This is a genomic window from Streptomyces sp. NPDC014870 (assembly GCF_043081505.1).
Classification (GTDB): domain Bacteria; phylum Actinomycetota; class Actinomycetes; order Streptomycetales; family Streptomycetaceae; genus Streptomyces.
Genome location: NZ_JBIBWQ010000010.1, coordinates 216210 through 237727 on the forward strand (window position 1 = coordinate 216210; position 21518 = coordinate 237727).

Annotated in this window: 25 protein-coding genes; 19 read left to right on the forward strand and 6 right to left on the reverse strand. The window is 73.0% G+C overall.

From position 1 onward, the window contains the following. Positions 1 to 3: 3 nt before the first annotated feature. Both ACF09C_RS27770 and ACF09C_RS27775 read right to left on the reverse strand, forming a co-directional pair. On the reverse strand, positions 4 to 918 hold the full coding sequence (locus tag ACF09C_RS27770; RefSeq protein ID WP_392095322.1) for an oxidoreductase: 915 nt from the start codon (positions 916 to 918) through the stop codon (positions 4 to 6). Continuing rightward, the gene (locus ACF09C_RS27775) at positions 915 to 1751 is read right to left on the reverse strand and encodes an AraC family transcriptional regulator (RefSeq protein WP_392095323.1); all 837 of its coding nucleotides are present in this window, start codon (positions 1749 to 1751) and stop codon (positions 915 to 917) included. Before ACF09C_RS27775 ends, ACF09C_RS27770 begins: the two co-directional genes overlap by 4 nt. Positions 1752 to 1804: 53 nt before the next feature. Here ACF09C_RS27775 and ACF09C_RS27780 point away from each other — a divergent pair, with 53 nt between their 5' ends. Together ACF09C_RS27780 and opcA are read left to right on the forward strand one after the other, a co-directional pair. After that, positions 1805 to 2995, forward strand: a complete 1191-nt coding sequence (locus ACF09C_RS27780) for an MFS transporter (RefSeq protein WP_392095325.1) — start codon at positions 1805 to 1807, stop codon at positions 2993 to 2995. Positions 2996 to 3051: 56 nt separating this feature from the next. Further along, entirely contained in the window at positions 3052 to 3975 is a 924-nt protein-coding gene (gene opcA / locus ACF09C_RS27785; protein ID WP_392095326.1) for a glucose-6-phosphate dehydrogenase assembly protein OpcA, read from the forward strand. A 15-nt stretch (positions 3976 to 3990) separates the two neighbouring features. Here opcA and ACF09C_RS27790 read toward each other — a convergent pair whose 3' ends face one another. Continuing rightward, a complete protein-coding gene (locus tag ACF09C_RS27790; protein ID WP_392095328.1) occupies positions 3991 to 5181 on the reverse strand; it encodes a 4-hydroxybenzoate 3-monooxygenase in 1191 nt (396 codons plus the stop codon). A gap of 134 nt (positions 5182 to 5315) precedes the next feature. On the opposite strand from ACF09C_RS27790, the gene ACF09C_RS27795 reads away from it, so the two are divergent. Continuing rightward, positions 5316 to 7010 (forward strand): IclR family transcriptional regulator C-terminal domain-containing protein, encoded by a 1695-nt coding sequence (locus tag ACF09C_RS27795; RefSeq protein WP_392095565.1) that lies wholly within the window; start codon positions 5316 to 5318, stop codon positions 7008 to 7010. A 23-nt stretch (positions 7011 to 7033) separates the two neighbouring features. Here ACF09C_RS27795 and ACF09C_RS27800 read toward each other — a convergent pair whose 3' ends face one another. Together ACF09C_RS27800 and ACF09C_RS27805 are read right to left on the reverse strand one after the other, a co-directional pair. Continuing rightward, a complete protein-coding gene (locus ACF09C_RS27800) occupies positions 7034 to 7375 on the reverse strand; it encodes a hypothetical protein (protein ID WP_392095330.1) in 342 nt (113 codons plus the stop codon). Positions 7376 to 7450: 75 nt separating this feature from the next. Further along, positions 7451 to 7909 carry a MarR family winged helix-turn-helix transcriptional regulator gene (locus ACF09C_RS27805; RefSeq protein ID WP_392095332.1) on the reverse strand — a complete coding sequence of 153 codons (459 nt, stop codon included), beginning with the start codon at positions 7907 to 7909 and terminating at the stop codon, positions 7451 to 7453. Positions 7910 to 8046: 137 nt separating this feature from the next. Between ACF09C_RS27805 and ACF09C_RS27810 the strand changes: the two genes are divergently transcribed. The 13 genes from ACF09C_RS27810 (at position 8047) to ACF09C_RS27870 (ending at position 18599) form a co-directional block, all read left to right on the forward strand. Then, positions 8047 to 8799, forward strand: a complete 753-nt coding sequence (locus tag ACF09C_RS27810) for a CoA transferase subunit A (protein WP_392095334.1) — start codon at positions 8047 to 8049, stop codon at positions 8797 to 8799. Continuing rightward, positions 8796 to 9473, forward strand: coding sequence for a CoA transferase subunit B (locus ACF09C_RS27815; RefSeq protein WP_392095335.1), 678 nt, complete (start codon positions 8796 to 8798; stop codon positions 9471 to 9473). Before ACF09C_RS27810 ends, ACF09C_RS27815 begins: the two co-directional genes overlap by 4 nt. Positions 9474 to 9493: 20 nt before the next feature. Further along, entirely contained in the window at positions 9494 to 10264 is a 771-nt protein-coding gene (gene pcaH / locus ACF09C_RS27820) for a protocatechuate 3,4-dioxygenase subunit beta (protein ID WP_392095337.1), read from the forward strand. Between the two features lie 5 nt (positions 10265 to 10269). Beyond that, entirely contained in the window at positions 10270 to 10839 is a 570-nt protein-coding gene (pcaG, locus tag ACF09C_RS27825) for a protocatechuate 3,4-dioxygenase subunit alpha (protein ID WP_392095338.1), read from the forward strand. After that, the gene (gene pcaB, locus ACF09C_RS27830; RefSeq protein WP_392095339.1) at positions 10836 to 12191 is read left to right on the forward strand and encodes a 3-carboxy-cis,cis-muconate cycloisomerase; all 1356 of its coding nucleotides are present in this window, start codon (positions 10836 to 10838) and stop codon (positions 12189 to 12191) included. Before pcaG ends, pcaB begins: the two co-directional genes overlap by 4 nt. Further along, the gene (pcaD, locus tag ACF09C_RS27835) at positions 12188 to 13333 is read left to right on the forward strand and encodes a 3-oxoadipate enol-lactonase (protein ID WP_392095341.1); all 1146 of its coding nucleotides are present in this window, start codon (positions 12188 to 12190) and stop codon (positions 13331 to 13333) included. The genes pcaB and pcaD overlap by 4 nt, the downstream gene beginning before the upstream one ends. Before the next feature lie 31 nt (positions 13334 to 13364). Further along, on the forward strand, positions 13365 to 13820 hold the full coding sequence (aroQ, locus tag ACF09C_RS27840; RefSeq protein WP_392095343.1) for a type II 3-dehydroquinate dehydratase: 456 nt from the start codon (positions 13365 to 13367) through the stop codon (positions 13818 to 13820). 111 nt (positions 13821 to 13931) lie between these two features. Then, positions 13932 to 14672 carry an amino acid ABC transporter ATP-binding protein gene (locus tag ACF09C_RS27845; protein WP_392095345.1) on the forward strand — a complete coding sequence of 247 codons (741 nt, stop codon included), beginning with the start codon at positions 13932 to 13934 and terminating at the stop codon, positions 14670 to 14672. Positions 14673 to 14717: 45 nt separating this feature from the next. After that, complete coding sequence (locus ACF09C_RS27850) at positions 14718 to 15560, forward strand: glutamate ABC transporter substrate-binding protein (RefSeq protein ID WP_392095347.1); 843 nt, start codon at positions 14718 to 14720, stop codon at positions 15558 to 15560. Positions 15561 to 15570: 10 nt separating this feature from the next. Next, complete coding sequence (locus tag ACF09C_RS27855; protein WP_392095348.1) at positions 15571 to 16236, forward strand: amino acid ABC transporter permease; 666 nt, start codon at positions 15571 to 15573, stop codon at positions 16234 to 16236. After that, positions 16233 to 17147 (forward strand): amino acid ABC transporter permease, encoded by a 915-nt coding sequence (locus ACF09C_RS27860; RefSeq protein WP_392095349.1) that lies wholly within the window; start codon positions 16233 to 16235, stop codon positions 17145 to 17147. Before ACF09C_RS27855 ends, ACF09C_RS27860 begins: the two co-directional genes overlap by 4 nt. A gap of 121 nt (positions 17148 to 17268) precedes the next feature. Beyond that, positions 17269 to 18099 carry an ammonia-dependent NAD(+) synthetase gene (gene nadE / locus ACF09C_RS27865; RefSeq protein ID WP_392095351.1) on the forward strand — a complete coding sequence of 277 codons (831 nt, stop codon included), beginning with the start codon at positions 17269 to 17271 and terminating at the stop codon, positions 18097 to 18099. A 113-nt stretch (positions 18100 to 18212) separates the two neighbouring features. Then, positions 18213 to 18599, forward strand: coding sequence for a VOC family protein (locus tag ACF09C_RS27870; RefSeq protein ID WP_392095353.1), 387 nt, complete (start codon positions 18213 to 18215; stop codon positions 18597 to 18599). A gap of 13 nt (positions 18600 to 18612) precedes the next feature. Here ACF09C_RS27870 and ACF09C_RS27875 read toward each other — a convergent pair whose 3' ends face one another. Further along, positions 18613 to 19071, reverse strand: coding sequence for a hypothetical protein (locus tag ACF09C_RS27875; protein ID WP_392095355.1), 459 nt, complete (start codon positions 19069 to 19071; stop codon positions 18613 to 18615). 125 nt (positions 19072 to 19196) lie between these two features. Here ACF09C_RS27875 and ACF09C_RS27880 point away from each other — a divergent pair, with 125 nt between their 5' ends. The 3 genes from ACF09C_RS27880 to ACF09C_RS27890 are packed head-to-tail and all read left to right on the forward strand — an operon-like array spanning position 19197 to position 21498. After that, entirely contained in the window at positions 19197 to 19877 is a 681-nt protein-coding gene (locus ACF09C_RS27880) for an ABC transporter permease (protein WP_392095357.1), read from the forward strand. Next, entirely contained in the window at positions 19874 to 20548 is a 675-nt protein-coding gene (locus ACF09C_RS27885; RefSeq protein WP_392095566.1) for an ABC transporter permease, read from the forward strand. Before ACF09C_RS27880 ends, ACF09C_RS27885 begins: the two co-directional genes overlap by 4 nt. Beyond that, positions 20545 to 21498 (forward strand): ABC transporter substrate-binding protein, encoded by a 954-nt coding sequence (locus ACF09C_RS27890; protein ID WP_392095358.1) that lies wholly within the window; start codon positions 20545 to 20547, stop codon positions 21496 to 21498. Before ACF09C_RS27885 ends, ACF09C_RS27890 begins: the two co-directional genes overlap by 4 nt. The last annotated feature ends 20 nt before the right edge of the window (positions 21499 to 21518 follow it).

The following is a 21518-nucleotide window of genomic DNA, read 5'->3' on the forward strand; positions in this document are numbered from 1 at the left end:
CGGCTACGCGCCGCGCGCGTGCAGGGCGTCCAGAGAGGCGAGTTCGTCCCCGGTGAGCCGCAGCGCTCCCGCCGCGACATTGGCTGCCAGATGGTCCGGGTCGCCGGTGCCGGGGATGGCGAGCACATGCGGACCCCGGTGCAGCGTCCACGCGATCCGCACCTGGGCCGGACTCGCCCCGTGCGCACGGGCCACGGCGAGCACCTCCTCGTCGGCCTGCCCGTCAGCGCCGCCCTGGCCGCCCGTGGCGGCGATGGCGTAGAAGGGGACGTAGGCGATGCCCTGCTCGCCGCACTCGCGGACGAAGGCGTCGTGGTCCGGCCGGATCCCGATGCCGTACCGGTTCTGGACACAGACCACGGGCGCTATGGCCCGGGCCTCCGCCACCTGGTGCGGATGGACGTTGGAGAGGCCCAGGTGGCGGATGAGCCCTGCCTCGCGGAGCTCGGCCAGCGCCCCGAAGCGCTCGGCGACCGAGTCCGTGCCGAGGACGCGCAGGTTCACCAGGTCGAGGTGGTCACGGCCGAGCTGGCGGAGGTTCTCCTCGACCTGCCCGCGCAGCTCCTCCGGGGTCCTGGCGTGTTCCACCCACTGCCCGGACGGGTTTCGGGCCGGGCCGACCTTGGTGCTGATGACCAGCCCGTCCGCGTACGGGGCGAGGGCGCGGTTGATCAGCTCGTTGGCGGAGCGCAGGGGAGAGAAGTAGAAGGCGGCGGTGTCGATGTGGTTCACGCCGAGCTCGACCGCCCGGCGCAGCACCGCGACGGCCTGGTCCCGGTCGCGGCTCACGGCGTTCGGGACGAGGGCCTCGCCGGTCTGCGGCAGGCGCATCGCGCCGAAGCCGATCCGGTTGACGGTGAGGTCTCCGAGGGTCCAGGTGCCCGAGGCGGCGGCGGTGATGATCGTTTCGGTGCTCATGCGGGGGATGATGGCCCGACCGGCGGTCCGGGCGCCAGTGCCTGCGGTGTGAGCTTCGCCTGGCGGTGGGCGCCGGGGGTGTGGCCGAAGGCGCGGCGGAAGACCTCGATGAAGGCGCTGGCCGACGACCAGCCGCAGCGGTGGGCCACGGTGGTGACCGGGACGCCGTCCGCCAGGAGCAGCAGCGCGCGGTAGAGCCGTGCCTGGGTGCGCCACTGAGGGAACGTCATGCCGAGTTCGGAGCGGAACAGCCGGCTGAGGGTCCGTTCGCCCGCCCCGGTCGCCCTGCCGAGCTCGGCCAGGGTCCGGGGGTCCGCCGGGTCTGCGCGCAGCACCGCGCAGACGGCCACGAGCCGGGGATCGGTCGGCGCCGGCAGTCGTAACGGCTGCTGGGGCGAGGACCGCAACTGGTCCCGCAGGACCGCGAGGAGCCGGCCGCGCTCGGGGCCTTCGTCCTCGGGTGAACGGGTGTACGCGAGGATCAGCTCGCGCAGCAGGGGGCTGACGGCGAGCACCGTGGGCGCGTCCAGGCCGAGCGGGTTGTCGTCGGCGGGCAGCCCGATCAGGTGCAGATCGAGGCGTCCGTGCGCGCGGTGCGCGTGGACGGTGCCTGCCGGGACCCAGATGGCCCGGGTGCCGGGCGCGAACCAGGTACCGGCGTCGGTGGTGACGGCCAGCACGCCGGAGTCCGCGTAGACGATCTGGTGGTCGTCGTGCCGGTGCGCGTCGACCCGCTCGCCCGGCGACAGCGGCTGGGCCCGCGTCGGGGCCTGCGGGGTGTGGCGGACGGACCGGTCGGAGGCCGGTGGCCCGGATCGGCGGGGATTCGACATGACTCGGCAGATTATCGAAAGCAGGACAGTCGCCGCCTCGTCAGGATCGAGGGGTGCTGACGACGACATCGCGACCTCACCGCCCCCTCACCCTGCTGACCTGCGGACACGCCTGCGTGGACGTCTACCAGGGAGCCGTCGCGGCCCTCGTGCCGTACTTCGTCGCCGAGCGCGCCTACGGCTACGCCGCCGCCTCGGCCGTCGTGCTCGCCGCCTCGCTGCTCTCCTCGTTCGTGCAGCCGCTGTTCGGGGCCCTCACCGATCGGCGGGCCCTGCCCTGGCTGCTGCCCGTGAGCACCGTCCTCGCCGGCGCCGGGATCGCCCTCAGCGGCGTCGTCGGCTCGTACCCGCTCACCCTGGCCGTGGTCGCGGTCTCCGGCATCGGCGTCGCCGCCTACCATCCCGAGGCGGCACGGGCCGCCCGCCGGGCGAGCCGCGGCAGCCACACCGCCATGGGCTGGTTCTCCCTCGGCGGCAACCTGGGCTTCGCCACCGCCCCCGTCCTGGTCGCCGCCGTCCTCGCCACCGGCGGCCTGGCCGCCACCCCCCTGCTCGTCGTGCCCGCCCTGGCCGGCGCGGCGCTGTGCGCGGCGGCCCTGCGGGCGATGCGCGCGCCGGTCGCCGACACGGCCGCCGACGGCGCCGGGACGACCGTACCGCCGGACGACTGGGCCTCGTTCGCGCGGCTGTCCGGGGCGGTCGTCTGCCGCTCGGTCGTCTTCGTCGGCCTCAGCGCCTTCCTCACCCTGTACGCGCGCCAGCGCACGGGCGGCGGTGAACTCGCCGGTACGGCCGCCCTGTTCACGCTCTACCTCGGCGGGGCCTTCGGCACCGTGGCCGGCGGGAAGCTGGCCGCCCGCCATCCCCGGACCACCGTCGTGCGGTGGTCCTACGCCCTGAGCGTCCTCGCCGTGACCGGCGTGGTGCTCGTGCCGGGACCGCTCCTGTACGTCTTCGTCGCACTCACCTCGGCCGGCCTGTACGTGCCCTTCTCCCTGCACGTCACCCTCGGGCAGGACTACCTGCCCGGGCGCGTCGGCACGGCGAGCGGGGTGACCCTGGGCCTCGCCGTCGGCGTCGGCGGCATCGCGACCCCGTTCGTCGGGGCCCTCGCCGACGCGACCTCCCTGCGGACCGCCCTCGCCCCGCTGATCGCCCTGCCCGCCCTCGGCTGGCTGCTGCTGCGCACGCTGCGGGAGCCCGCGGCGCCGGGGGCGGGGGCGGGAACGCCGCCGCCCGCGTAGGCTCGTGGGGACAGGCCAGGGTGATCACGGCGCGACGGAGGGAACGGGCGCGGGCCATGAAGATCGATCTCACGGACACCACATCCAGCAAGATCAACAAGGCGATCGTCGAAGGCCGCCGGGCCGTCGGCACCCCCGCCGTCGGCATGGTGCTCACCCTCGTCATCGTGACCGACGAGGAGAACGCCTACGACGCGCTGAAGGCGGCCAACGAAGCCTCCCGCGAGCATCCGTCCCGCACACTCGTGGTCATCAAGCGGCACGACCGTTCGCCCCGGCGGCGCCACGAGGCGCGTCTCGACGCGGAGGTCCGCGTCGGCAGCGACGCGGGCTCGGGGGAGACCGTCCTGCTCCGGATGCACGGTGAACTCGGCGCCCGCGCCGACTCCGTGGTCCTCCCGCTGCTGCTCCCGGACGCCCCCGTCGTCGTCTGGTGGCCGGTCGACGCGCCCGAGGTGCCCTCCACGGACCCGCTCGGCTCGCTCGCCCAGCGCCGGATCACCGACGCGTACGCCGTCGAGGACCCGCTCGCCGCGCTCGACGTCCGCGCCGCCTCCTACGCCCCCGGCGACACCGACCTCGCCTGGACCCGGCTGACGCCGTGGCGTTCGATGCTCGCCGCAGCCCTCGACCAGGCCCGCGCGACGGTCGTCTCGGCCGCGGTGGAGAGCGAGGCGGACAACCCGAGCGCCGAGTTGCTCGCCCGCTGGTTCGAGGACCGGCTGCGGGTCCCGGTCGAGCGGGTCACCACGGACGGCCCGGTGGTCACCGCCGTGCGCCTCGGCACACCGGACGGCGAGATCCGCATCGACCGGCCCGAGGGTCCGGTCGCCCGGCTCTCCATCCCGGGTCAGCCCAGCCGCGTCCTCGCCCTGAAGGTCCGTACGACGGCCGAGTTGATCGCCGAGGAGCTGCGCAGGCTCGACCCCGACGAGGTGTACGCCTCGGCGCTGCGGACGGTGCCGACGGCCGTGGCGTAGCCGCGGCAATCCTGTTCAGGCGGGGGAGTCGAGCGGCAACCCCACGTAGTTCTGGGCCAGTTCGGCCGACGCGTGCGGGGACTCGGCGATCCGCTCCAGTTGGGAGAGCTGGAGCCGGGTGTCGAAGCCGGACTGTGCGGGGTCGTTGTGCAGCGTCGTCGTCATGGCGTACGAGAAGTGCTCGGCGCGCCAGACCCGGCGCAGGCACGTGGCGGAGTAGGCGTCGAGCAGCCCGGTCGAGCCGGTCGCCGCCCACCGCGCGAAGGCACGTGCCAGGACGATCACATCGGCGGCGGCCAGGTTGAGCCCCTTGGCGCCGGTCGGCGGCACGATGTGCGCCGCGTCCCCGGCGAGGAAGAGCCGGCCGTACCGCATCGGCTCGGTCACCGAACTCCGCATCGGCAGAACCGACTTCTGCGTGATCGGGCCGCGCTTCAGGCGCCACTCGGGCGTGTCCCCCAGGGCGAGGCGCGCGTCGAGCTCGTCCCAGATCCGCTCGTCCGGCCAGTCGGCCGGGTCGGCGCCGTTCTCCACCTGGAGGTAGAGCCGGCTCACCGCGGGGGAGCGCATGCTGGCCAGCGCGAACCCCCGGTCGGAGTGGGCGTAGATCAACTCCTCGTACACGGCCGGCGCTTCGGCCAGAATGCCGAGCCAGGAGTACGGGTACGTCCGCTCGTACGTCGTCCGCTCGCCCGCCGGGACCGCCGCGCGGGCGACGCCGTGGAAGCCGTCGCAGCCGACCACGTAGTCGCAGGTCAGGGTCTGCTCGCGGCCCTCGTGCAGATACCGGATCACCGGTCGGTCGGTGTCGACGCCCTCCACCGCGCGCACCTGCGCACCGAACAACAGCGGCCCCCCGTCCGCGAGCTGAAGGGCGATCAGGTCCTTCACCACCTCCGTCTGGGCGTAGACCCAGACCCGGCGGCCGTCGGTGAGCGAAGGGAAGTCGACCCGGTGCGCCCGGCCGTCGAAGCGCAGCTCGATGCCGTCGTGGGGGATCCCCTCGGCGTCCAGGCGGGCCCCGGCGCCGGCCGCGCGGAGCGCGTCGACCGTGGCCTGCTCCAGGATCCCGGCGCGCTGCCGCCGCTCGACGTAGGCGCGGTCGCGGGCCTCCAGGACCACGCTGTCGACACCGGCGCGGTGCAGCAGGCGGGCGAGCAGCAGCCCGGCGGGGCCGCCGCCGACGATGCCGACGGTGGTGTGCATCAGGCTCCTCCATGTTCGTATAGTGAAGAAAACTTCACCTCAGAGTGGGGTGAGTGTGCGCCCGCCGCTCCCGGCTGTCAACGGCCGGATCCGCCGGCGAGATCCCTCAGGGAGAGCCCGTGCCGACAGATCCCATGCCGACAGATCTCGCGCCGACAGATTGCGTGCCGCCACCGCCCGAGGCCGTCGCGCCGCTGATGCGCGGGCTCATGCTGCTGCGCCGGCTCACCGACGCCGACGGGGTGCTCAGCCTGAGCGAGCTGGAGCGCACCACCGGCCTGGCCCGCTCCACCGTCGACCGCATCACCGGCACGCTCGCCCGCATGGGGTACGTACGCCTCGACGGCCGGGACGTCTTTCTCGCCCCCCGCCTGATGGAACTGGGCAACGCCTATCTGGGGGCGCTCGGGATTCCCGGGCTGCTCGGAGCCCGGGTGGACGCGCTTGCCGACGAGCTGGACGAGTCCGTCTCGCTCGCGGTCGCCGACGGCGACGGCATCCGCTTCGTCCACCAGGCGACCCGGCGGCGCGCGATGTCCCTGAGTTTCCGGATCGGCGATCCGCTGCCCGCCGAACGGACCGCCCCGGGGGCGCTGTTCGCCGCCGACTGGGCCGCACCGGACTGGCGGCGTTGGCGGGCGCGCCGGGCCGCCGACCCGCGCGACACCGGTTTCCCCGCCGGGCCGGGCGTCGTGCCTGGCGTCATGGCGCCCGCCGACGAGCGGGCGGCCGAGGAGGCGTTCGCCGCGCGCGTGGCACGGGCCGCCGAGTGCGGCTGGGCCCTGGACGACCAGCTCATCGAACCCGGCCTCGTCGCCCTCGCCGTTCCCGTGCGGGCCGCCGACGGCGGCGTCGCCTGTGTGGCGAGCGTGGTCAGCCACACCAGTCGGCACACCACCGAGTCCCTCCGCGAGGCGCTCCTGCCGCGCCTGCGCGCCGCGACGGCCGCGTGGGAGGAGGTGCTGGCCCGCGAGACCCCCGCACCGCCGTCCCCCCGCCCCGCTGTCGGTCTCGCCGACTGGACCCATGCCTCGAAGCAGGAGCTCGGGCGGGGCTTCGTCGAGTCGCTCGCCCGCGGTCTCACCGTGCTCACCGCCTTCGGGGAGGGGCGGCCCGCGCTGTCCCTGAGCGCGGTCGCCGAGGCCACCGGTCTTGCGCGGGCCACCGCGCGCCGGGCGCTGATCACCCTGGAGCACCTCGGATACGTCGCCGTCGAGGGACGGCTCTTCCGGCTCACCCCCAGGGTCCTGGCGCTCGGTTTCCCGTACCTCTCCCGGCTGCCGCTCCCGCAGATCGCCGCGCCCCACCTGGCCGAACTCTCCCGGCGGGTCCACGACTCCGCGTCCCTCGCCGTCCTCGCAGGACACGACGTCCGCTACACCGCCCGGGTCGCCACCCGCCGGATCATGAGCGTCCACATCACCGTCGGCACCCGCTTCCCCGCGCACGCCACCTCGCTCGGCCGCGTCATGCTCGCGGACCTGCCGCCCGGGACCCGTGCCGCCCAGCTCGCGGGCATGGAGCCGCGCGCTCTCACTCCGCACACCGTCACCTCGGGCCCGGAACTCGTCGCCGTCCTGGAGCGGGTGCGGGAGCAGGGGTACGCGCTCGTCGACGAGGAGCTGGAGCAGGGGCTCCGCTCGATCGCGGTGCCCCTGCGCGACCGCACGGGGGCCGTCGTGGCCGCCGTGAACGTGGCCATGCACAGCAGTCGCCGTACCGTCGAGGAGTGCGTCGCCGAGGTCCTGCCCGAGCTGCGCGCGGCGGTCACCCGCATCGAGGACGACCTGCGCACGGCGGGCCGCTTCGCCCACGTACCGGAGGTTTGAGCGCCCGCCGGGACCGGCTGCGGTCAGGAGGACGCCATCAGCGCCCTCACGCGCGACGCGAGCAGAGGCATCAGGCTCTCCCGCCATGTGTCGAGCGAGACCATGCCGCTGGACATACCGCCGTGGGCGAACGACTCCCGGTACACGGAGGACGCGGGGTCACCGGCGAGGTCGACCCCCACGAGCTCGCCGAACGTCACCCGCAGGAGTTCGGCCGCCTCCTCGGGCGAAGCCGGCACGCACGTACCGGACAGCCGGTCGCGTAGGGCCCGCCAGACGTGGGGGTCGCCCCGCAGGCCCCACCTCTCCGGCTCCGGATCGAAGAGAGAGGCCATCGTCACCGCTGTCGCGTCATCGTGTGCCATGCCGGAAGTCTCCCAGAGCCTGCTCCGGCCGGTGTGGAGGGCAGCTCGCGATCGACCGGCGCACGGCCGCCCCGCTCAGAGCGCGGCCGGCTCCGCCGGATCCCGCAGCCGCTCCGCCGCGTCCGACACCCGCAGCAGCAGGCTCATGAACTGGGCCTGCTCCTCGGCCGAGAGCGGGGCGAGGAAGACCTGATTCATCCGCGCCGTCCGTACGGTCAGCCGACGGTGTGTCCGGCGGCCCTCCTCCGTGAGCCGTAGCAGGAACCGCCGTCCGTCCTCGGGATCACGCACCTTGTCGATCAGACCGCGGCGGCCGAGCCGGGCGACGACCTCGGCGATCGTCGAGCGGTCCAGACCCACCCGCTCGCCCACGGTCCGCTGGTCGAGGCCGGGTTCGGCGGTCAGCGCGTTGAGGACGCCGAACTGCGGGGAGGTGATCTCCTCCGAGACCATGGTCGTCCACAGCAGGTGGTGTGCCTGCTGGAGCCGCCGGGCCAGGTGCCCGGGATGGGTGGTCAGATCCACCGCGGTCATCGTCGGCCTCCCGTGGTCGGTACGGATTCGTCGGTGTACGGAACGATACGCGCACCCATGGCATGCCACGGGCGGCCCTTGACGCTCGGCGGGGCACGAACAGATACTCAGTGCACTGACTAAATGGGAGGCTCGCGATGGACAAGGTGGTCCCGAGCGCCGCCGAGGCGGTGGCCGACGTCGCGGAGGGGGTGTCGCTCGCCGTGGGCGGCTTCGGTCTCAGCGGTGTGCCGAACGTCCTGATCGACGCGGTCCACCGGCGTGGCGTCGGCGGCCTGCGGGTCGTGTCGAACAACTGCGGCGCCCTGGACTCCGGCCTCGCCGTCCTGCTCGCCGCCGGGCGGATCGCGCGCGTCACCGGCTCGTACATCGGCGCCAACAAGGAGTTCGCCCGGCAGTACCTGGCCGGCGAGCTGGAGGTCGAACTGATCCCGCAGGGCACGCTCGCCGAGCGGCTGCGCGCCGGCGGCTGCGGCATCCCGGCCTTCTACACGCCCGCCGGGGTCGGCACCCAGGTCGCCGACGGCGGACTGCCCTGGCGCTACGACGGCCACGGCGGCGTAGCCCTCGCCTCGCCGCCCAAGGAGGTGCGCGCGTTCGACGGCCGCGACCACGTCCTGGAGCACGGCATCCGCACCGACTTCGCCCTGGTCCGCGCCGCGCGCGGCGACCGCCACGGGAACCTGGTCTTCAACAAGGCGGCACGGAACTTCAACCCCCTCGCCGCGATGGCCGGGAAGGTCACGATCGCCGAGGTCGAGGAGCTGGTCGAACCCGGCGCACTCGACCCCGACGCCGTGCACCTGCCCGGCGTCTTCGTCCAGCGGGTCGTGGCCCTCACGCCCGAACAGGCCGCGCACAAGGGGATAGAGAAGAGGACCACGCGATGAAGCCGGTGACGGGCTGGACCCGCGAACAGATGGCCGCCCGCGCCGCGCGCGAGCTGACGGACGGCCAGTACGTGAATCTGGGCATCGGACTTCCCACCCTGATCCCCAACCATCTCCCCGAAGGGGTCGAGGTGGTCCTCGAATCCGAGAACGGCATCCTCGGCACCGGCCCGTACCCCACCGAGGACGAGGTCGACCCCGACCTGATCAACGCCGGCAAGGAGACCGTCACCGTCCTGCCCGGCGCCTCCTTCTTCGACTCCGCGCTCTCCTTCGGGATGATCCGCGGCGGCCACATCGACGTCGCCGTGCTCGGGGCCATGCAGGTCTCCGCCCGCGGAGACCTCGCCAACTGGGCCGTGCCCGGCAAGCTCGTCACCGGCATCGGCGGAGCCATGGACCTCGTCCACGGCGCCCGCACCGTCATCGTCGTCATGACCCACACCGCCAAGGACGGCACCCCGAAGATCGTCGAGGAGTGCACCCTGCCGCTGACCGGCAAGGGCTGCGTGGACCGGATCGTCACCGACCTCGGCGTCCTCGACGTCACCGACGACGGCCTCGTCCTCACCGAGGCCGCCCCCGGCGTCACCCCCGCCGACGTCCTCGCCCGGACCGCGGCCCCGCTCCGGCTCGCCCCCGGTGCCCGGCCCCTCGAAGACCCCGCCCACTGACCTCCATCCCGGGAGCCCCCATGGCCCTCACCCAGTCGGACATCGACACCGAGATCGGCCGGCACCAGGCCGCGTACGACAAGGACCTGGCCGCCGGGGCGGCGCCGCGCAGCCACCCGGCCCGTGACTACGCCCCGTACCGCAGCTCCCTGCTCCGCCACCCCCACCAGCCGCTCGTCGCCGTGAACGGCGGCGACCCGGAGACGGTGGAACTCTCCGGACCCGTCTTCGGACCCACCGACGTCACCGAGACCGACCACGACCTCACCCGGCAGCACGCGGGCGAGCCACTCGGCGAGCGCATCACCGTCTCCGGCCGCCTCCTCGACCGGGCCGGCCGCCCGGTGCGCGGCCAGCTCATCGAGGTGTGGCAGGCCAACGCCTCCGGGCGGTACGCCCATCTGCGCGACCAGCACCCGGCGCCGCTCGACCCGAACTTCACCGGCGTCGGCCGCACCCTCACCGACGACGAGGGCCGCTACACCTTCACCACCGTCAGACCGGGCGCCTATCCGTGGCGCAACCACACCAACGCCTGGCGCCCGGCCCACATCCACTTCTCCGTCTTCGGCACCGCGTTCGCCCAACGGCTCGTGACCCAGATGTACTTCCCGGGCGACCCGCTCTTCGCCCACGACCCGATCCTCCGCTCGGTCACCGACCCGGCGGCCCGCGAACGGCTCGTCGCCCGCTACGACCACGCCCTGTCCCGGCCCGAACGCTCCCTCGGCTACGCCTGGGACATCGTCCTCGACGGACCGTCCGCCACCTGGATCGAGGAAGGACGCTGACCGCCATGGCACCGCTCCCGACCCCCTCCCACACCGTCGGCCCCTTCTACGGCTACGCCCTGCCCTTCCCCGACGGCGACCGGATGGCCCCCGAAGGCCACCCGGACCGGATCGTCCTGCACGGATACGTGTACGACGGCGAGGGGACCCCGGTCCCCGACGCGCTTCTCGACTTCTGGCAGGCCGCCCCCGACGGCTCCCTCACCGGCGCGCCCGGATCGCTGCGCCGCGACCCCGTCACGGGCGGCCATCTCGGCCGCTCCACCACCGGCTTCACCGGTTTCGGGCGCGTTCCCACCGACGCCGACGGCCACTACGCGCTCGCCACCCTGCCGCCCGGCAACGCGGGGCTTCCGTACATCAGCGTCTGCGTTTTCGCCCGTGGGCTGCTCCACCACCTCTTCACCCGCGCCTACCTCCGGGACGGCGTCGACCCGCTGCTCGACGCGCTGCCCGCCGCACGCCGGGCCACCCTGCTCGCCCGACCCGACGAGCGGCCGGTCGCCCCCCGGACGTACCGCTTCGACATACGGCTCCAGGGCGAGGGCGAGACGGTCTTCCTGGAGTTCGCATGAACCCCGATCGCGTGACCCCCGACCCCACCGACGTCGGTCTCCTCGCCCCCGGCCGGGCGGGCTCACCGACCGAGGCCGCCACCGGCGACACCGCGTTCCTGCGGGCGCTGCTCGACGCCGAGGCGGCCCTCACCCGCGCCCAGGCCGCCCTCGGGCAGGCGCCCGCCCCGGCCGCCGACGCCGTGACGGGCGCGGCCGACCCCGCCCGCTTCGACGCGCGGGACATCGCCCTGCGCGCCCGGTCAGGGGGCAACCCCGTGATCCCGCTGGTCGCCGACCTGACGGCCGCCGTGCCGGGGGAGTGGCGGGCCTACGTCCACCGGGGCGCGACGAGCCAGGACATCCTGGACACCGCGGCGATGCTGGTCGCGCGCCGCGCCCTCGACCTGATCCTCGGCGACCTCGACCGCACCGGGCGGGCCCTGGCCGCGCTGGCCGCCGCCCACCGGGACACGGCCATGCCCGGCCGCACCCTCACCCAGCACGCGGTGCCCACAACCTTCGGCCTCAAGGCGGCCGGCTGGCGCGCGCTCGCCCTCGACGCCCGCGACCGGATCCGTGCGGTGCGGGACTCCCTTCCCGCCCAACTCGGCGGCGCGGCCGGCACCCTGGCGGCCTTCGAGGCGTACGGCGACGGCGCGGACGGGAGCGCCGAACGGCTCGTCGCCGCCTACGCCCGGGAGACCGGCCTCGCTGTGCCCGTGCTGCCCTGGCACAGCCTGCGCACGCCGATCGCCGACCTGGCCGGCGCCCTCGCCTTCACGGCCGGGGCGCTCGGCAAGACCGCGGCGGACGTCCTCACCCTCTCCCGCACCGAGATCGGCGAGGTCGCCGAAGGCGCCGGCGGCGGCTCCTCCGCCATGCCGCACAAGGCGAACCCGGTGCGCGCCACACTCGTCGCCGCGGCCGCCCGCCGCGCCCCGCACCTCGCCGCCACGCTGTACGGCTCGCTGGTCGCCGAGGACGAGCGGCCCGCCGGGGCCTGGCACGCCGAGTGGGAGCCGCTGCGCGAGCTGCTCCGGCTCGTCGGCGGCGCCGCCCGCGACACCGCCGAACTGGCCGAGGGGCTCCAGGTGCACGCCGACGTGATGCGCCACCACCTCGACCTGACCGGCGGGTCGATCGTCTCCGAACGGCTGTCCATCGCCCTCGCGCCCCTCCTCGGCCGCGCCCGCGCGAAGGAACTCCTCACCCAACTCGCCCACCGCACCCGCGCAGAGGCGCGCCCGTTGGAAGAACTACTACGAGAGGTGGACGGGTTGAAGGGCCTCGACCTCCCCGAACTGACCGACCCCACCCGCTGCACCGGCTCCGCCGGAGCCCTGACCGACCGCGCCCTGGAGCGACCGTGACCGCCACCACCCCGCCACCGCCGTACGAAGGGCTGCACCACCGCGTCGAAGGGCCGGCCAGCGCGCCCGTTCTCGTCCTCGGCCCCTCGCTCGGCACGTCCACGGCCCTCTGGGACGCGGTCGCGCCCGAACTCTCGGCCACGCACCGCGTCGTCCGCTGGGACCTGCCCGGCCACGGCTCCTCCCCGGCCTCCCTCATCGGCCCCGGGGCGACCGTCGATGACCTGGCGCGGCTCGTCCTCGGCCTGGCCGACGCGCTCGGGGCCCACCGCTTCTCCTACGCCGGCGTCTCGCTCGGCGGCGCCGTCGGTCTCCACCTGGCCGCCCACCACCCCGACCGGGTGGAATCACTCGCCGTCGTCTGCTCCTCCGCCCACTTCGGCGGCTCCGCGCCGTGGCGGGAGCGGGCGGCCACCGTGCGCCGCGAGGGGCTCGACGCCCTGGTAGCGGGGGCCGACGCCCGCTGGTTCACCCCCGGCTTCACCGTGCCGGAGCTCGTGGCCGACCACCGCCGGACCGACCCCGAGGCGTACGCCGCCTGCTGCGACGCGCTCGCCGACTTCGACCTGCGGGACCGGCTGGCGACGATCACCGCGCCCACGCTCGTCCTCGCCGGCCGCGAGGATCCGGCGACCCCGCCCGCCCACGCCAGGGAGATCGCGGACGCCGTCCCCGGCGCGGCGCTCATCGAGATCCCCGGCGCCTCCCACCTGGCACCGGCCGAACGCCCCGAGGCCGTGCTCGCCGCGCTCCGCGGCCACCTCACGGCCGACGCCGCGGGGAAGCGGGGCACGGCGGTCCGCCGCCAGGTCCTCGGCGACGCCCATGTGGACCGCGCGCAGGCCGGCCAGTCGGCCTTCACGGCCCCGTTCCAGGACTTCATCTCCCGCTACGCCTGGGGCGAGATCTGGACCGACCCCACCCTGTCCCGGCGCGAGCGGAGCATGATCACCCTCACCGCCCTGGTCGCCCACGGCCACCTCGACGAGCTGGCGATCCACGTCCGCGCGGCCCGCCGCAACGGCCTCACACCCGAGGAGATCGGAGCCGTCCTGCTCCAGACCGCCGTCTACTGCGGCGTCCCCGCGGCCAACGCGGCCTTCGCCGTTGCGCAGTGCGTCCTCGCGGATCCGATTGACTGAGCGCTCCACTTCGTACAAGAGGAGCCGTGCCATGGAAACGCCCACCCCCGTCCTCGTCCTCAACGGGCCCAACCTGAACCTCCTGGGCCTGCGCGAGCCCGCGATCTACGGCACGGACACGCTGGACACCATCGAGCGGCTCTGCCTCGCGACCGGCGAGCCGCTCGGCCTCCGTGTCGACTTCCGCCAGTCCAACCACGAGGGCGTCCTCATCGACGCCGTGCAGGAGGCCCGTACCGCCCACCGGGGCATCGTCATCAACCCGGCCGGCTACAGCCACACCTCCGTGGCGCTGCGTGACGCCCTCGCCGCCGTCGGGCTGCCCGTCGTCGAGGTGCACCTGTCGAACATCCACAAGCGCGAGGAGTTCCGGCACCACAGCTACGTCTCCGGCGTCGCCGACACGGTGATCTGCGGCGCGGGCGCACACGGCTACGCCCTCGCCCTGACCCATCTCGCCCGGCTGGTCATCACGGAACGCCCGTGACGGAACGACCCGCCCGGCGCCCGCTCGCCGAGCGTCCGGCGTGCGGGGGATCCGCCGAGGGCGGAGCATGAACGTGAGGAGGGTGCCGCGGGGCGGCGACAGGAGGCTGCCATGCCCGACGCGCTCGTCGTGCTGAAGAACGTCGACAAGCACTTCGGTGCGCTCCATGTGCTCCAGTCCATCGACCTGACCGTCGGCCGGGGCGAGGTCGTCGTCGTCATCGGCCCGTCCGGCGGCGGCAAGTCGACGCTCTGCCGCGCGATCAACCGGCTGGAGACCATCGACTCCGGCGAGATCGTCATCGACGGCAAGCCGCTGCCCGCCGAGGGCCGCGAGCTGGCCGCGCTCCGCGCCGACGTCGGCATGGTGTTCCAGTCCTTCAACCTCTTCGCGCACAAGACGGTGCTCGAGAACGTCACCCTCGGCCAGATCAAGGTCCGCAAGAAGGACAAGAAGACCGCCGAGCAGCGGGCCCGGCAGCTGCTCGACCGGGTCGGGGTGGCGACCCAGGCGGACAAGTACCCCGCCCAGCTCTCCGGCGGCCAGCAGCAGCGCGTGGCCATCGCCCGGGCGCTGGCCATGGACCCGAAGGTGATGCTCTTCGACGAGCCGACCTCCGCCCTCGACCCCGAGATGATCAACGAGGTCCTGGAGGTCATGCAGCAGCTCGCCCGCGACGGCATGACCATGGTCGTCGTGACCCACGAGATGGGATTCGCCCGCTCCGCCGCCAACCGCGTGGTCTTCATGGCGGACGGCCGGATCGTCGAGGAGACGACCCCCGAGCAGTTCTTCAGCAACCCCAGCAGCGACCGCGCCAAGGACTTCCTCTCGAAGATCCTGCACCACTGACCGCGGCGGCCCCCACGACCGCCCAGCAGCCCCAGGGGTGACCCCATGAACCCTCGCAAGCTCACCAAGGCCGGCGTCGCCGCGGCCGCCGCGCTCGCCCTCTCGTTCTCCCTGGCCGCCTGCGGCGACGACGGAGGCAGCAGCTCCGGCGGCGGTGACGACAAGATCACCGTCGGTATCAAGTTCGACCAGCCCGGTGTCGGCCTGAAGACGCCGGACGGCACGTACACCGGATTCGACGTCGACGTGGCGACCTATGTGGCCGACAAGCTCGGCTACGACCCCGCGAACATCGAGTGGAAGGAGGCCAAGAGCGCCGACCGGGAGACCCTGCTGCAGCGCGGTGACGTGGACTTCATCGCCGCCTCGTACTCGATCAACGACGAGCGGGCGGAGAAGGTCGACTTCGCCGGACCGTACCTCCTGGCCCACCAGGACGTGCTGATCCGCGCGGACGACAACTCGATCACCAAGCCCGAGGACCTCAACAACAAGAAGCTCTGCTCGGTCACCGGTTCCACGTCCGCGCAGAACGTCAAGACCAAGATCGCTCCGCAGGCCCAGCTCCAGGAGTACGGCGGCTACTCGGAGTGCCTGACCGGTCTGGAGAACGGCGTCATCGACGCCCTGACCACCGACGACTCGATCCTCGCCGGCTATGCCTCGCAACCCGAGTTCGAGGGCAAGTTCAAGCTCGGCGGCTTCGAGATGAGCAACGAGAACTACGGCATCGGCGTACAGAAGGGCAGCGAACTGAAGCAGCAGATCAACGACGCCCTGGAGCAGATGGTCGCCGACGGATCCTGGGACGCGGCCGTCAAGAAGAACTTCGGCCCGGCCGAGTACCAGAACGAACCCGCACCGGAGATCGGCGTCGTCGTGAAGTGAGTGGGCCGCCGTGTTCGACTTCCTCGAAGGCTACGACCTGCTGGGAGCGTTCTGGGTGACGGTGCAGCTCACCGTCTACTCCGCGATCGGCTCCCTGATCTGGGGGACGCTGCTGGCCGCCATGCGCGTCAGCCCCGTCCCCCTGATGCGGGGCTTCGGCACCGTCTACGTCAACATCGTCCGCAACATCCCGCTGACCGTCATCATCGTCTTCACCTCGCTCGGCCTGTTCCAGACCCTCGGCGTGAACATGGGCGCCCAGGACTTCACCACGATCAACTTTCGGCTCGCCGTCCTCGGACTGATCGCCTACACCTCCGCCTTCGTCTGCGAGGCGCTGCGCTCGGGCATCAACACCGTCCCGCTCGGCCAGGTCGAGGCCGCCCGCGCGATCGGGCTCAACTTCCCCCAGGTGCTGCGCCTCATCGTGCTCCCGCAGGCCTTCCGCTCCGTGGTGGGCCCGCTGGCCAACGTCCTGATCGCGCTCACCAAGAACACCACCGTCGCCGCTGCCATCGGCGTCGCCGAGGCGGCCCTGCTGATGCGGGAGATGATCGAGAACGAGGCCCAGCTGATCCTCATCTCGGTGATCTTCGCGGTCGGCTTCATCTGTCTCACGCTCCCCACCGGCCTCTTCCTCGGCTGGCTGGCCAAGAAGGTGGCGGTGAAGCGATGAAGGAGCGGCCCACCGTCCTCTACGACGTCCCGGGACCGCGCGCGAAGCGCCGGAACCTGCTCTACACGCTGCTCTTCCTGCTCGCCGTCGCCGCGCTGATCTGGTGGGTCCTCGCGAGCCTCGCCGACAAGGACCAGCTGGAGGCGGACAAGTGGGAGCCCTTCGTCACGGACTCCCGGGTCTGGACGACGTACCTCCTCCCGGCCCTGGAGAACACCCTGATCGCGGCGGCGCTCTCCATGGCCATCGCCCTGCCCCTCGGCGCGCTCCTCGGCATCGCCCGGCTCTCCGAGCACCGCTGGACGCGGGGCTTCGCCGGGACGGTGGTGGAGTTCTTCCGCGCGATCCCCGTCCTCATCCTGATGCTCTTCGCCAACGCCGCGTACGCCGAGTTCACCGACGTCAGCCCGGAGAACCGGCCGCTGTACGCGGTGGTGACCGGACTCGTCCTCTACAACGCCTCGGTCCTCGCCGAGGTGGTCAGGGCCGGGATCCTCTCGCTGCCCAGCGGCCAGACCGACGCCGCCAAGGCGATCGGCATGCGCAAGGGCCAGATCATGACGTCCGTCCTGCTGCCGCAGGCGGTCACCGCGATGCTCCCCGCGCTGGTCAGCCAGCTCGTCGTGATCGTCAAGGACACCGCGCTCGGCGGCGCGATGCTCGGCTTCTCCGAGCTCCTCGCCTCGGTCCGCCCGATGAGCGCGAACTACGGGGCCAACACCATCGCGAGCTTCACCGTGGTCGCCGTCATCTTCGTCATCCTCAACTTCGCGCTCACCACCTTCGCGTCCTGGCTGGAGCGCAGGCTGCGGCGGGCCAGGAAGTCGACGGGCGCCGTCGTCGGCGTCGACGCCGTGGAGGAGCTGAACCGCCCCGGCGAGCACCTGGGGCCGACCGGCCCGGAGAAGTGACGCGCTGCCGTCTCCGCCCGCACGGCATCCGCGTTTCGGTCTCCGGGGACCGGCCGCATAGAGTCGACCTGGCCTTCCGACCGGCCTTTCCGTACCGCCGACCATCCCCGAGGAGCTTGACGTGACCGACGCGGCGTCCACCGCCCTGCAGCAGCAGATCGCCGAGGAACTCGAGGTGTCCCCGAGCTTCGACCCGCTTGCCGAGATCGAACGCCGGGTCGCCTTCCTCACCGAGCGCCTCACCTCCACGGGGCTGCGCAGCCTGGTCCTCGGGATCAGCGGCGGCGTGGACTCCACCACCGCGGGCCGGCTCTGCCAGCTCGCCGTGGAGCGGGCCAGGGCGGCCGGCCACGACGCCACCTTCTACGCCATGCGGCTGCCCTACGGCGTCCAGGCCGACGAGAAGGACGCCCAGCTCGCCCTGGGGTTCATCGCCGCCGACCGGGTCCTGACCGTGGACGTCAAGGCGTCGAGCGACGCCGCCCTGGAGGCCTCCCTGGCCGGCGGGGTGACCTTCCGGGACGCCCACCACCAGGACTTCGTCCAGGGCAACGTCAAGGCCCGGCAGCGCATGATCGCGCAGTACGCGGTCGCGGGCGCCCATGACGGCCTGGTCGTCGGCACGGACCACGCGGCGGAGGCGGTCTCCGGCTTCTTCACCAAGTACGGCGACGGCGCCGCCGACGTCGTCCCGCTGACCGGCCTGACCAAGCGCCGCGTGCGGGCCTGCGCCGACGCGCTCGGCGCCCCCGCCGAGCTGGTCTGGAAGACCCCGACGGCCGACCTGGAGACCCTCGACCCGGGCAAGCCCGACGAGGACGCGCTGGGTGTCACGTACGACGAGATCGACGACTTCCTGGAGGGCAAGCCGGTCGGGGAGGCCGCGTACGCCTCGATCGTGCGCCGCTACGAGCTGACCGACCACAAGCGCCGGCTGCCGATCGCTCCCTGAGGGTGACGGGCGGAGACCATCCGGACGCGAGCCCGCGTGCCACGCGTCCGGACGGTGGTCCGCTGGGTGTGTCCTCGGAAGTCCCGAGCGGCACACCCGAAGGAGACAACGGCATGTTCGGACAGTCGAAGGCGTTCAGTGGCTTCTCGGTCGACGATCTCGACCGGGCCCGGCAGTTCTACGGCGACACCCTCGGGCTCTCGGTGGAGGACACCGGGGACGCGGACATGCGGATGCTGACGATCAAGCTCGGCAGCGGAGCGAACGTCTTCGTCTACCCGAAGGACAACCACACGCCCGCGTCCTTCACGATCCTGAACTTCCCCGTGGACGACATCGAGGCCGCCGTCGACGCGCTGGCGAAGCGGGGCGTGTCCTTCGAGCGGTACCCGGACTTCGAGCACGACGCCAAGGGCATCGTGCGGACCCCGCAGGGCGGGCCGGCCATCGCCTGGTTCACCGACCCGGCGGGCAACGTGCTCTCCGTCCTCCAGGAGTAGCGCGCGGGCGTTCTCAGAGCGCTGTGGCGACGGCCCGTACCAGCCAGGCGTTGACCGAGAGGCCCTCCTGCCCGGCGGCCTCCTCGGCCCGGGACTTCAGATGGGCGGGGAGCCTGAAGTTGATGCGTGCGGTGGCCGTGTCCTCCCCGTCGGCCGGGAGCGGTGCCGGTGCCGACACCGGTGCCGACACCGGTGCCGGCGCGGGCTTCCGTGCGGCGGAGGGGGCGAAGGGCGGCGCGGTCACGACGAACTCCGGGTCGTTCCCCCGCAGCCGTACGTCGACGGAGCCGGGCGCCAGCTCGCCGGTGACCTCGTCCATGGCGGCGCAGAGCGCGTCGAGGAGGGTGAGCCGGGCCGCCGACTCCAGAGGCGCGGCGAGCCGCTCGGCGAGCGCGCCGGTCTCCTCCCCGCCGGTGGCGGCGGCGACGGCGAGCTCGTGGCGGAGGTTCTCGACGTACGGCATCAAGTCCATGGCGCCATGGTGGCATCACTGTGGCGCCATTGCAAGGGTGGCGTGGCGCCATGCTGCTGCGGGTGCGGCCCCCGAACGGACCGGCCCGGAGTGCGCCGCGCGGGGCCGTGACCTGCAATGGGGGGATGACCGCGCCTCCCGACGACTGTCTCGCGCGCAACGAGTGGATCTGCGGCGACTACCTCTCCTCGCGGGGCGAGATCCTCGGCGACTCCGTCCTCCAGCACCTGGAACTGACCGTCGTCTCGGTCGTCCTCGGGCTGCTGCTCGCCGTCCCGCTCGCCGTCGCCGCCCGTCGTTGGCGCTGGGCCGCTGGACCGGTCCTCGGGATCACCACGATCCTCTACACGATCCCGTCCCTCGCGATGTTCTCGCTGCTCCTGCCGGTCTACGGACTCAGCGCGTCGATCGTGATCGCGGGGCTCGTGCTCTACTCGCTCACCCTGCTCGTACGGAACATCCTGGCCGGTCTCCGCGCCGTCCCCGAGGAGACCCGCCAGGCCGCGCGCGGCCTCGGCTACGGGCCCGTGCGGATGCTGCTGACCGTCGAACTGCCGCTCGCGCTCCCCGCCGCGATGGCCGGGCTGCGCATCGCCACCGTCTCCGCCGTCTCCCTCGTCACCATCGGTGCGATCGTCGGATACGGCGGCCTCGGCAACCTCATCTACTCCGGGATGAACACCTACTTCAAGGCACAGGTCCTCACGGCCTCCGTCCTCTGCGTGATCATCGCCGTCGCCGCCGATCTGCTCCTGCTCGGCCTGCAGCGGCTGCTCACCCCGTGGACCCGGCGGCAGACCGCGTGAACACCCTCTCCGCGACCTGGGACTGGCTCGCCACCGGCGCCAACTGGTCCGGCGACAACGGGGTCTGGCACCGCCTCGCCCAGCACCTCTACCTGACGGTCGTCTGCCTGGTGCTGAGCTGCGCGGTCGCGCTCCCATTGGCGCTCGTCCTCGGCCACCTCGGCAAGGGCGGGGCGCTCGCCGTCAACCTCTCCAACGTCGGCCGAGCCGTGCCCACCTTCGCCGTCCTCGTCCTGCTGCTGCTCAGCCCGATCGGCACGTACGGGGACTGGCCGACGATCATCGCGCTCGTCCTCTTCGCGATCCCGCCGCTGCTCACCAACGCGTACGTGGGGATGCGCGAGGTCGACGCCGATGTCGTCCGTGCCGCGCGCGGCATGGGGATGACCGGCCGGCAGCTGCTCCTCGGCGTGGAGCTGCCGCTCGCGCTGCCGCTGATCCTCACCGGGGTCCGGATCGCCACCGTGCAGCTCGTGGCCACCGCGACCGTCGCGGCGCTCGCCGGAGGCGGGGGCCTCGGCCGGATCATCACCGCCGGGTTCAACCTCGCCTCCACCCCGCAGGTCGTCGCGGGCGCGGTGCTCGTCGCGGTCCTCGCGCTGATCGTCGAGGGCCTCTTCGAGGGCGCCCAGCGGCTCGCGCCGGCGTGGGCGCGGGGGAGTACGGGATGAGGGCGCGGCGGGCGGCGGTGACGGCCGCGCTGTCCCTGCTCGCCCTCGCGGGCTGCGCCACGGGACCCTCCCTGGAGAACCAGGGCGAGGTCACCGGCTCACCCGGCGACAGCCGCCATCTCACCATCGGCTCGGCCGGGTTCACCGAGAGCGACCTGCTCGCCCAGATGTACGCGCTGCTCCTCGAAGAGGCCGGATACAGCACGAAGATCCTCTCGGTCACCAACCGGGAGATCTACGAACCGGCCCTGGAGAACGGTCGGATCGACGTGGTACCGGAGTACGCGGCCACCTTCGCGGACTGGCTGAACGCCAAGGCCAACGGGCCGGACGCGCCGACCGTCGGCTCGCCCGACCTGACCACCACGATGACCGCGCTGCGCGGGCTGGCCACGCCCCGGGGCCTCACCGTCCTCGACCCGGGCCGGGCCGTCGACCAGAACGCGTTCGCCGTCACGCGCGGGTACGCCGACAAGCACGGGCTCACGACGCTGAGCGACCTCGGCGCGGCGAAACTGCCGGTACGGCTCGCCGCGGGCGACGAGTGCGTCCAGCGGCCGTACTGCGCCCCGGGGCTGCGCGAGACGTACGGGATCGACATCACCCACGTCGACCCGAAGGGCGTCGGCACCACGCCGGCCAAGCAGGCGGTGCAGAGCGGCCAGGATCAGATGGTCCTCACCACGAGCACCGACGGCACCCTCGACGAGTTCGGCCTGGTGCTGCTCGCCGACGACAAGGACCTCCAGAACGCCGACTTCATCGTCCCGGTCGTCAACCGCTCCCGCGCCGGGAGCGAGCGCGTGACGAAAGCCCTCGACCGCCTCAACACGGTCCTGACCACGCCGGACCTGGCCGCCCTGAACGAACAGGTGGACAGCTGGCGCCGGCTCCCCGAGGACGTCGCGCGGACCTACCTCCAGGAGAAGGGGCTGATCCCGGCGCGGTAGGCCGTGTCCGGAGCGTCCGG

Coding starts and splice junctions, on each gene's coding strand:
- ACF09C_RS27770 (WP_392095322.1), bottom strand. CDS start 918: ATGAGCACCGAAACGATCATCACCGCCGCCGCCTCGGGCACCTGGACC.
- ACF09C_RS27775 (WP_392095323.1), bottom strand. CDS start 1,751: ATGTCGAATCCCCGCCGATCCGGGCCACCGGCCTCCGACCGGTCCGTC.
- opcA (WP_392095326.1), top strand. CDS start 3,052: ATGAAGATCGATCTCACGGACACCACATCCAGCAAGATCAACAAGGCG.
- ACF09C_RS27790 (WP_392095328.1), bottom strand. CDS start 5,181: ATGCACACCACCGTCGGCATCGTCGGCGGCGGCCCCGCCGGGCTGCTG.
- ACF09C_RS27795 (WP_392095565.1), top strand. CDS start 5,316: ATGCCGACAGATCTCGCGCCGACAGATTGCGTGCCGCCACCGCCCGAG.
- ACF09C_RS27800 (WP_392095330.1), bottom strand. CDS start 7,375: ATGGCACACGATGACGCGACAGCGGTGACGATGGCCTCTCTCTTCGAT.
- ACF09C_RS27805 (WP_392095332.1), bottom strand. CDS start 7,909: ATGACCGCGGTGGATCTGACCACCCATCCCGGGCACCTGGCCCGGCGG.
- ACF09C_RS27810 (WP_392095334.1), top strand. CDS start 8,047: ATGGACAAGGTGGTCCCGAGCGCCGCCGAGGCGGTGGCCGACGTCGCG.
- ACF09C_RS27815 (WP_392095335.1), top strand. CDS start 8,796: ATGAAGCCGGTGACGGGCTGGACCCGCGAACAGATGGCCGCCCGCGCC.
- pcaH (WP_392095337.1), top strand. CDS start 9,494: ATGGCCCTCACCCAGTCGGACATCGACACCGAGATCGGCCGGCACCAG.
- pcaG (WP_392095338.1), top strand. CDS start 10,270: ATGGCACCGCTCCCGACCCCCTCCCACACCGTCGGCCCCTTCTACGGC.
- pcaB (WP_392095339.1), top strand. CDS start 10,836: ATGAACCCCGATCGCGTGACCCCCGACCCCACCGACGTCGGTCTCCTC.
- aroQ (WP_392095343.1), top strand. CDS start 13,365: ATGGAAACGCCCACCCCCGTCCTCGTCCTCAACGGGCCCAACCTGAAC.
- ACF09C_RS27845 (WP_392095345.1), top strand. CDS start 13,932: ATGCCCGACGCGCTCGTCGTGCTGAAGAACGTCGACAAGCACTTCGGT.
- ACF09C_RS27850 (WP_392095347.1), top strand. CDS start 14,718: ATGAACCCTCGCAAGCTCACCAAGGCCGGCGTCGCCGCGGCCGCCGCG.
- ACF09C_RS27860 (WP_392095349.1), top strand. CDS start 16,233: ATGAAGGAGCGGCCCACCGTCCTCTACGACGTCCCGGGACCGCGCGCG.
- ACF09C_RS27870 (WP_392095353.1), top strand. CDS start 18,213: ATGTTCGGACAGTCGAAGGCGTTCAGTGGCTTCTCGGTCGACGATCTC.
- ACF09C_RS27875 (WP_392095355.1), bottom strand. CDS start 19,071: ATGGACTTGATGCCGTACGTCGAGAACCTCCGCCACGAGCTCGCCGTC.
- ACF09C_RS27880 (WP_392095357.1), top strand. CDS start 19,197: ATGACCGCGCCTCCCGACGACTGTCTCGCGCGCAACGAGTGGATCTGC.
- ACF09C_RS27890 (WP_392095358.1), top strand. CDS start 20,545: ATGAGGGCGCGGCGGGCGGCGGTGACGGCCGCGCTGTCCCTGCTCGCC.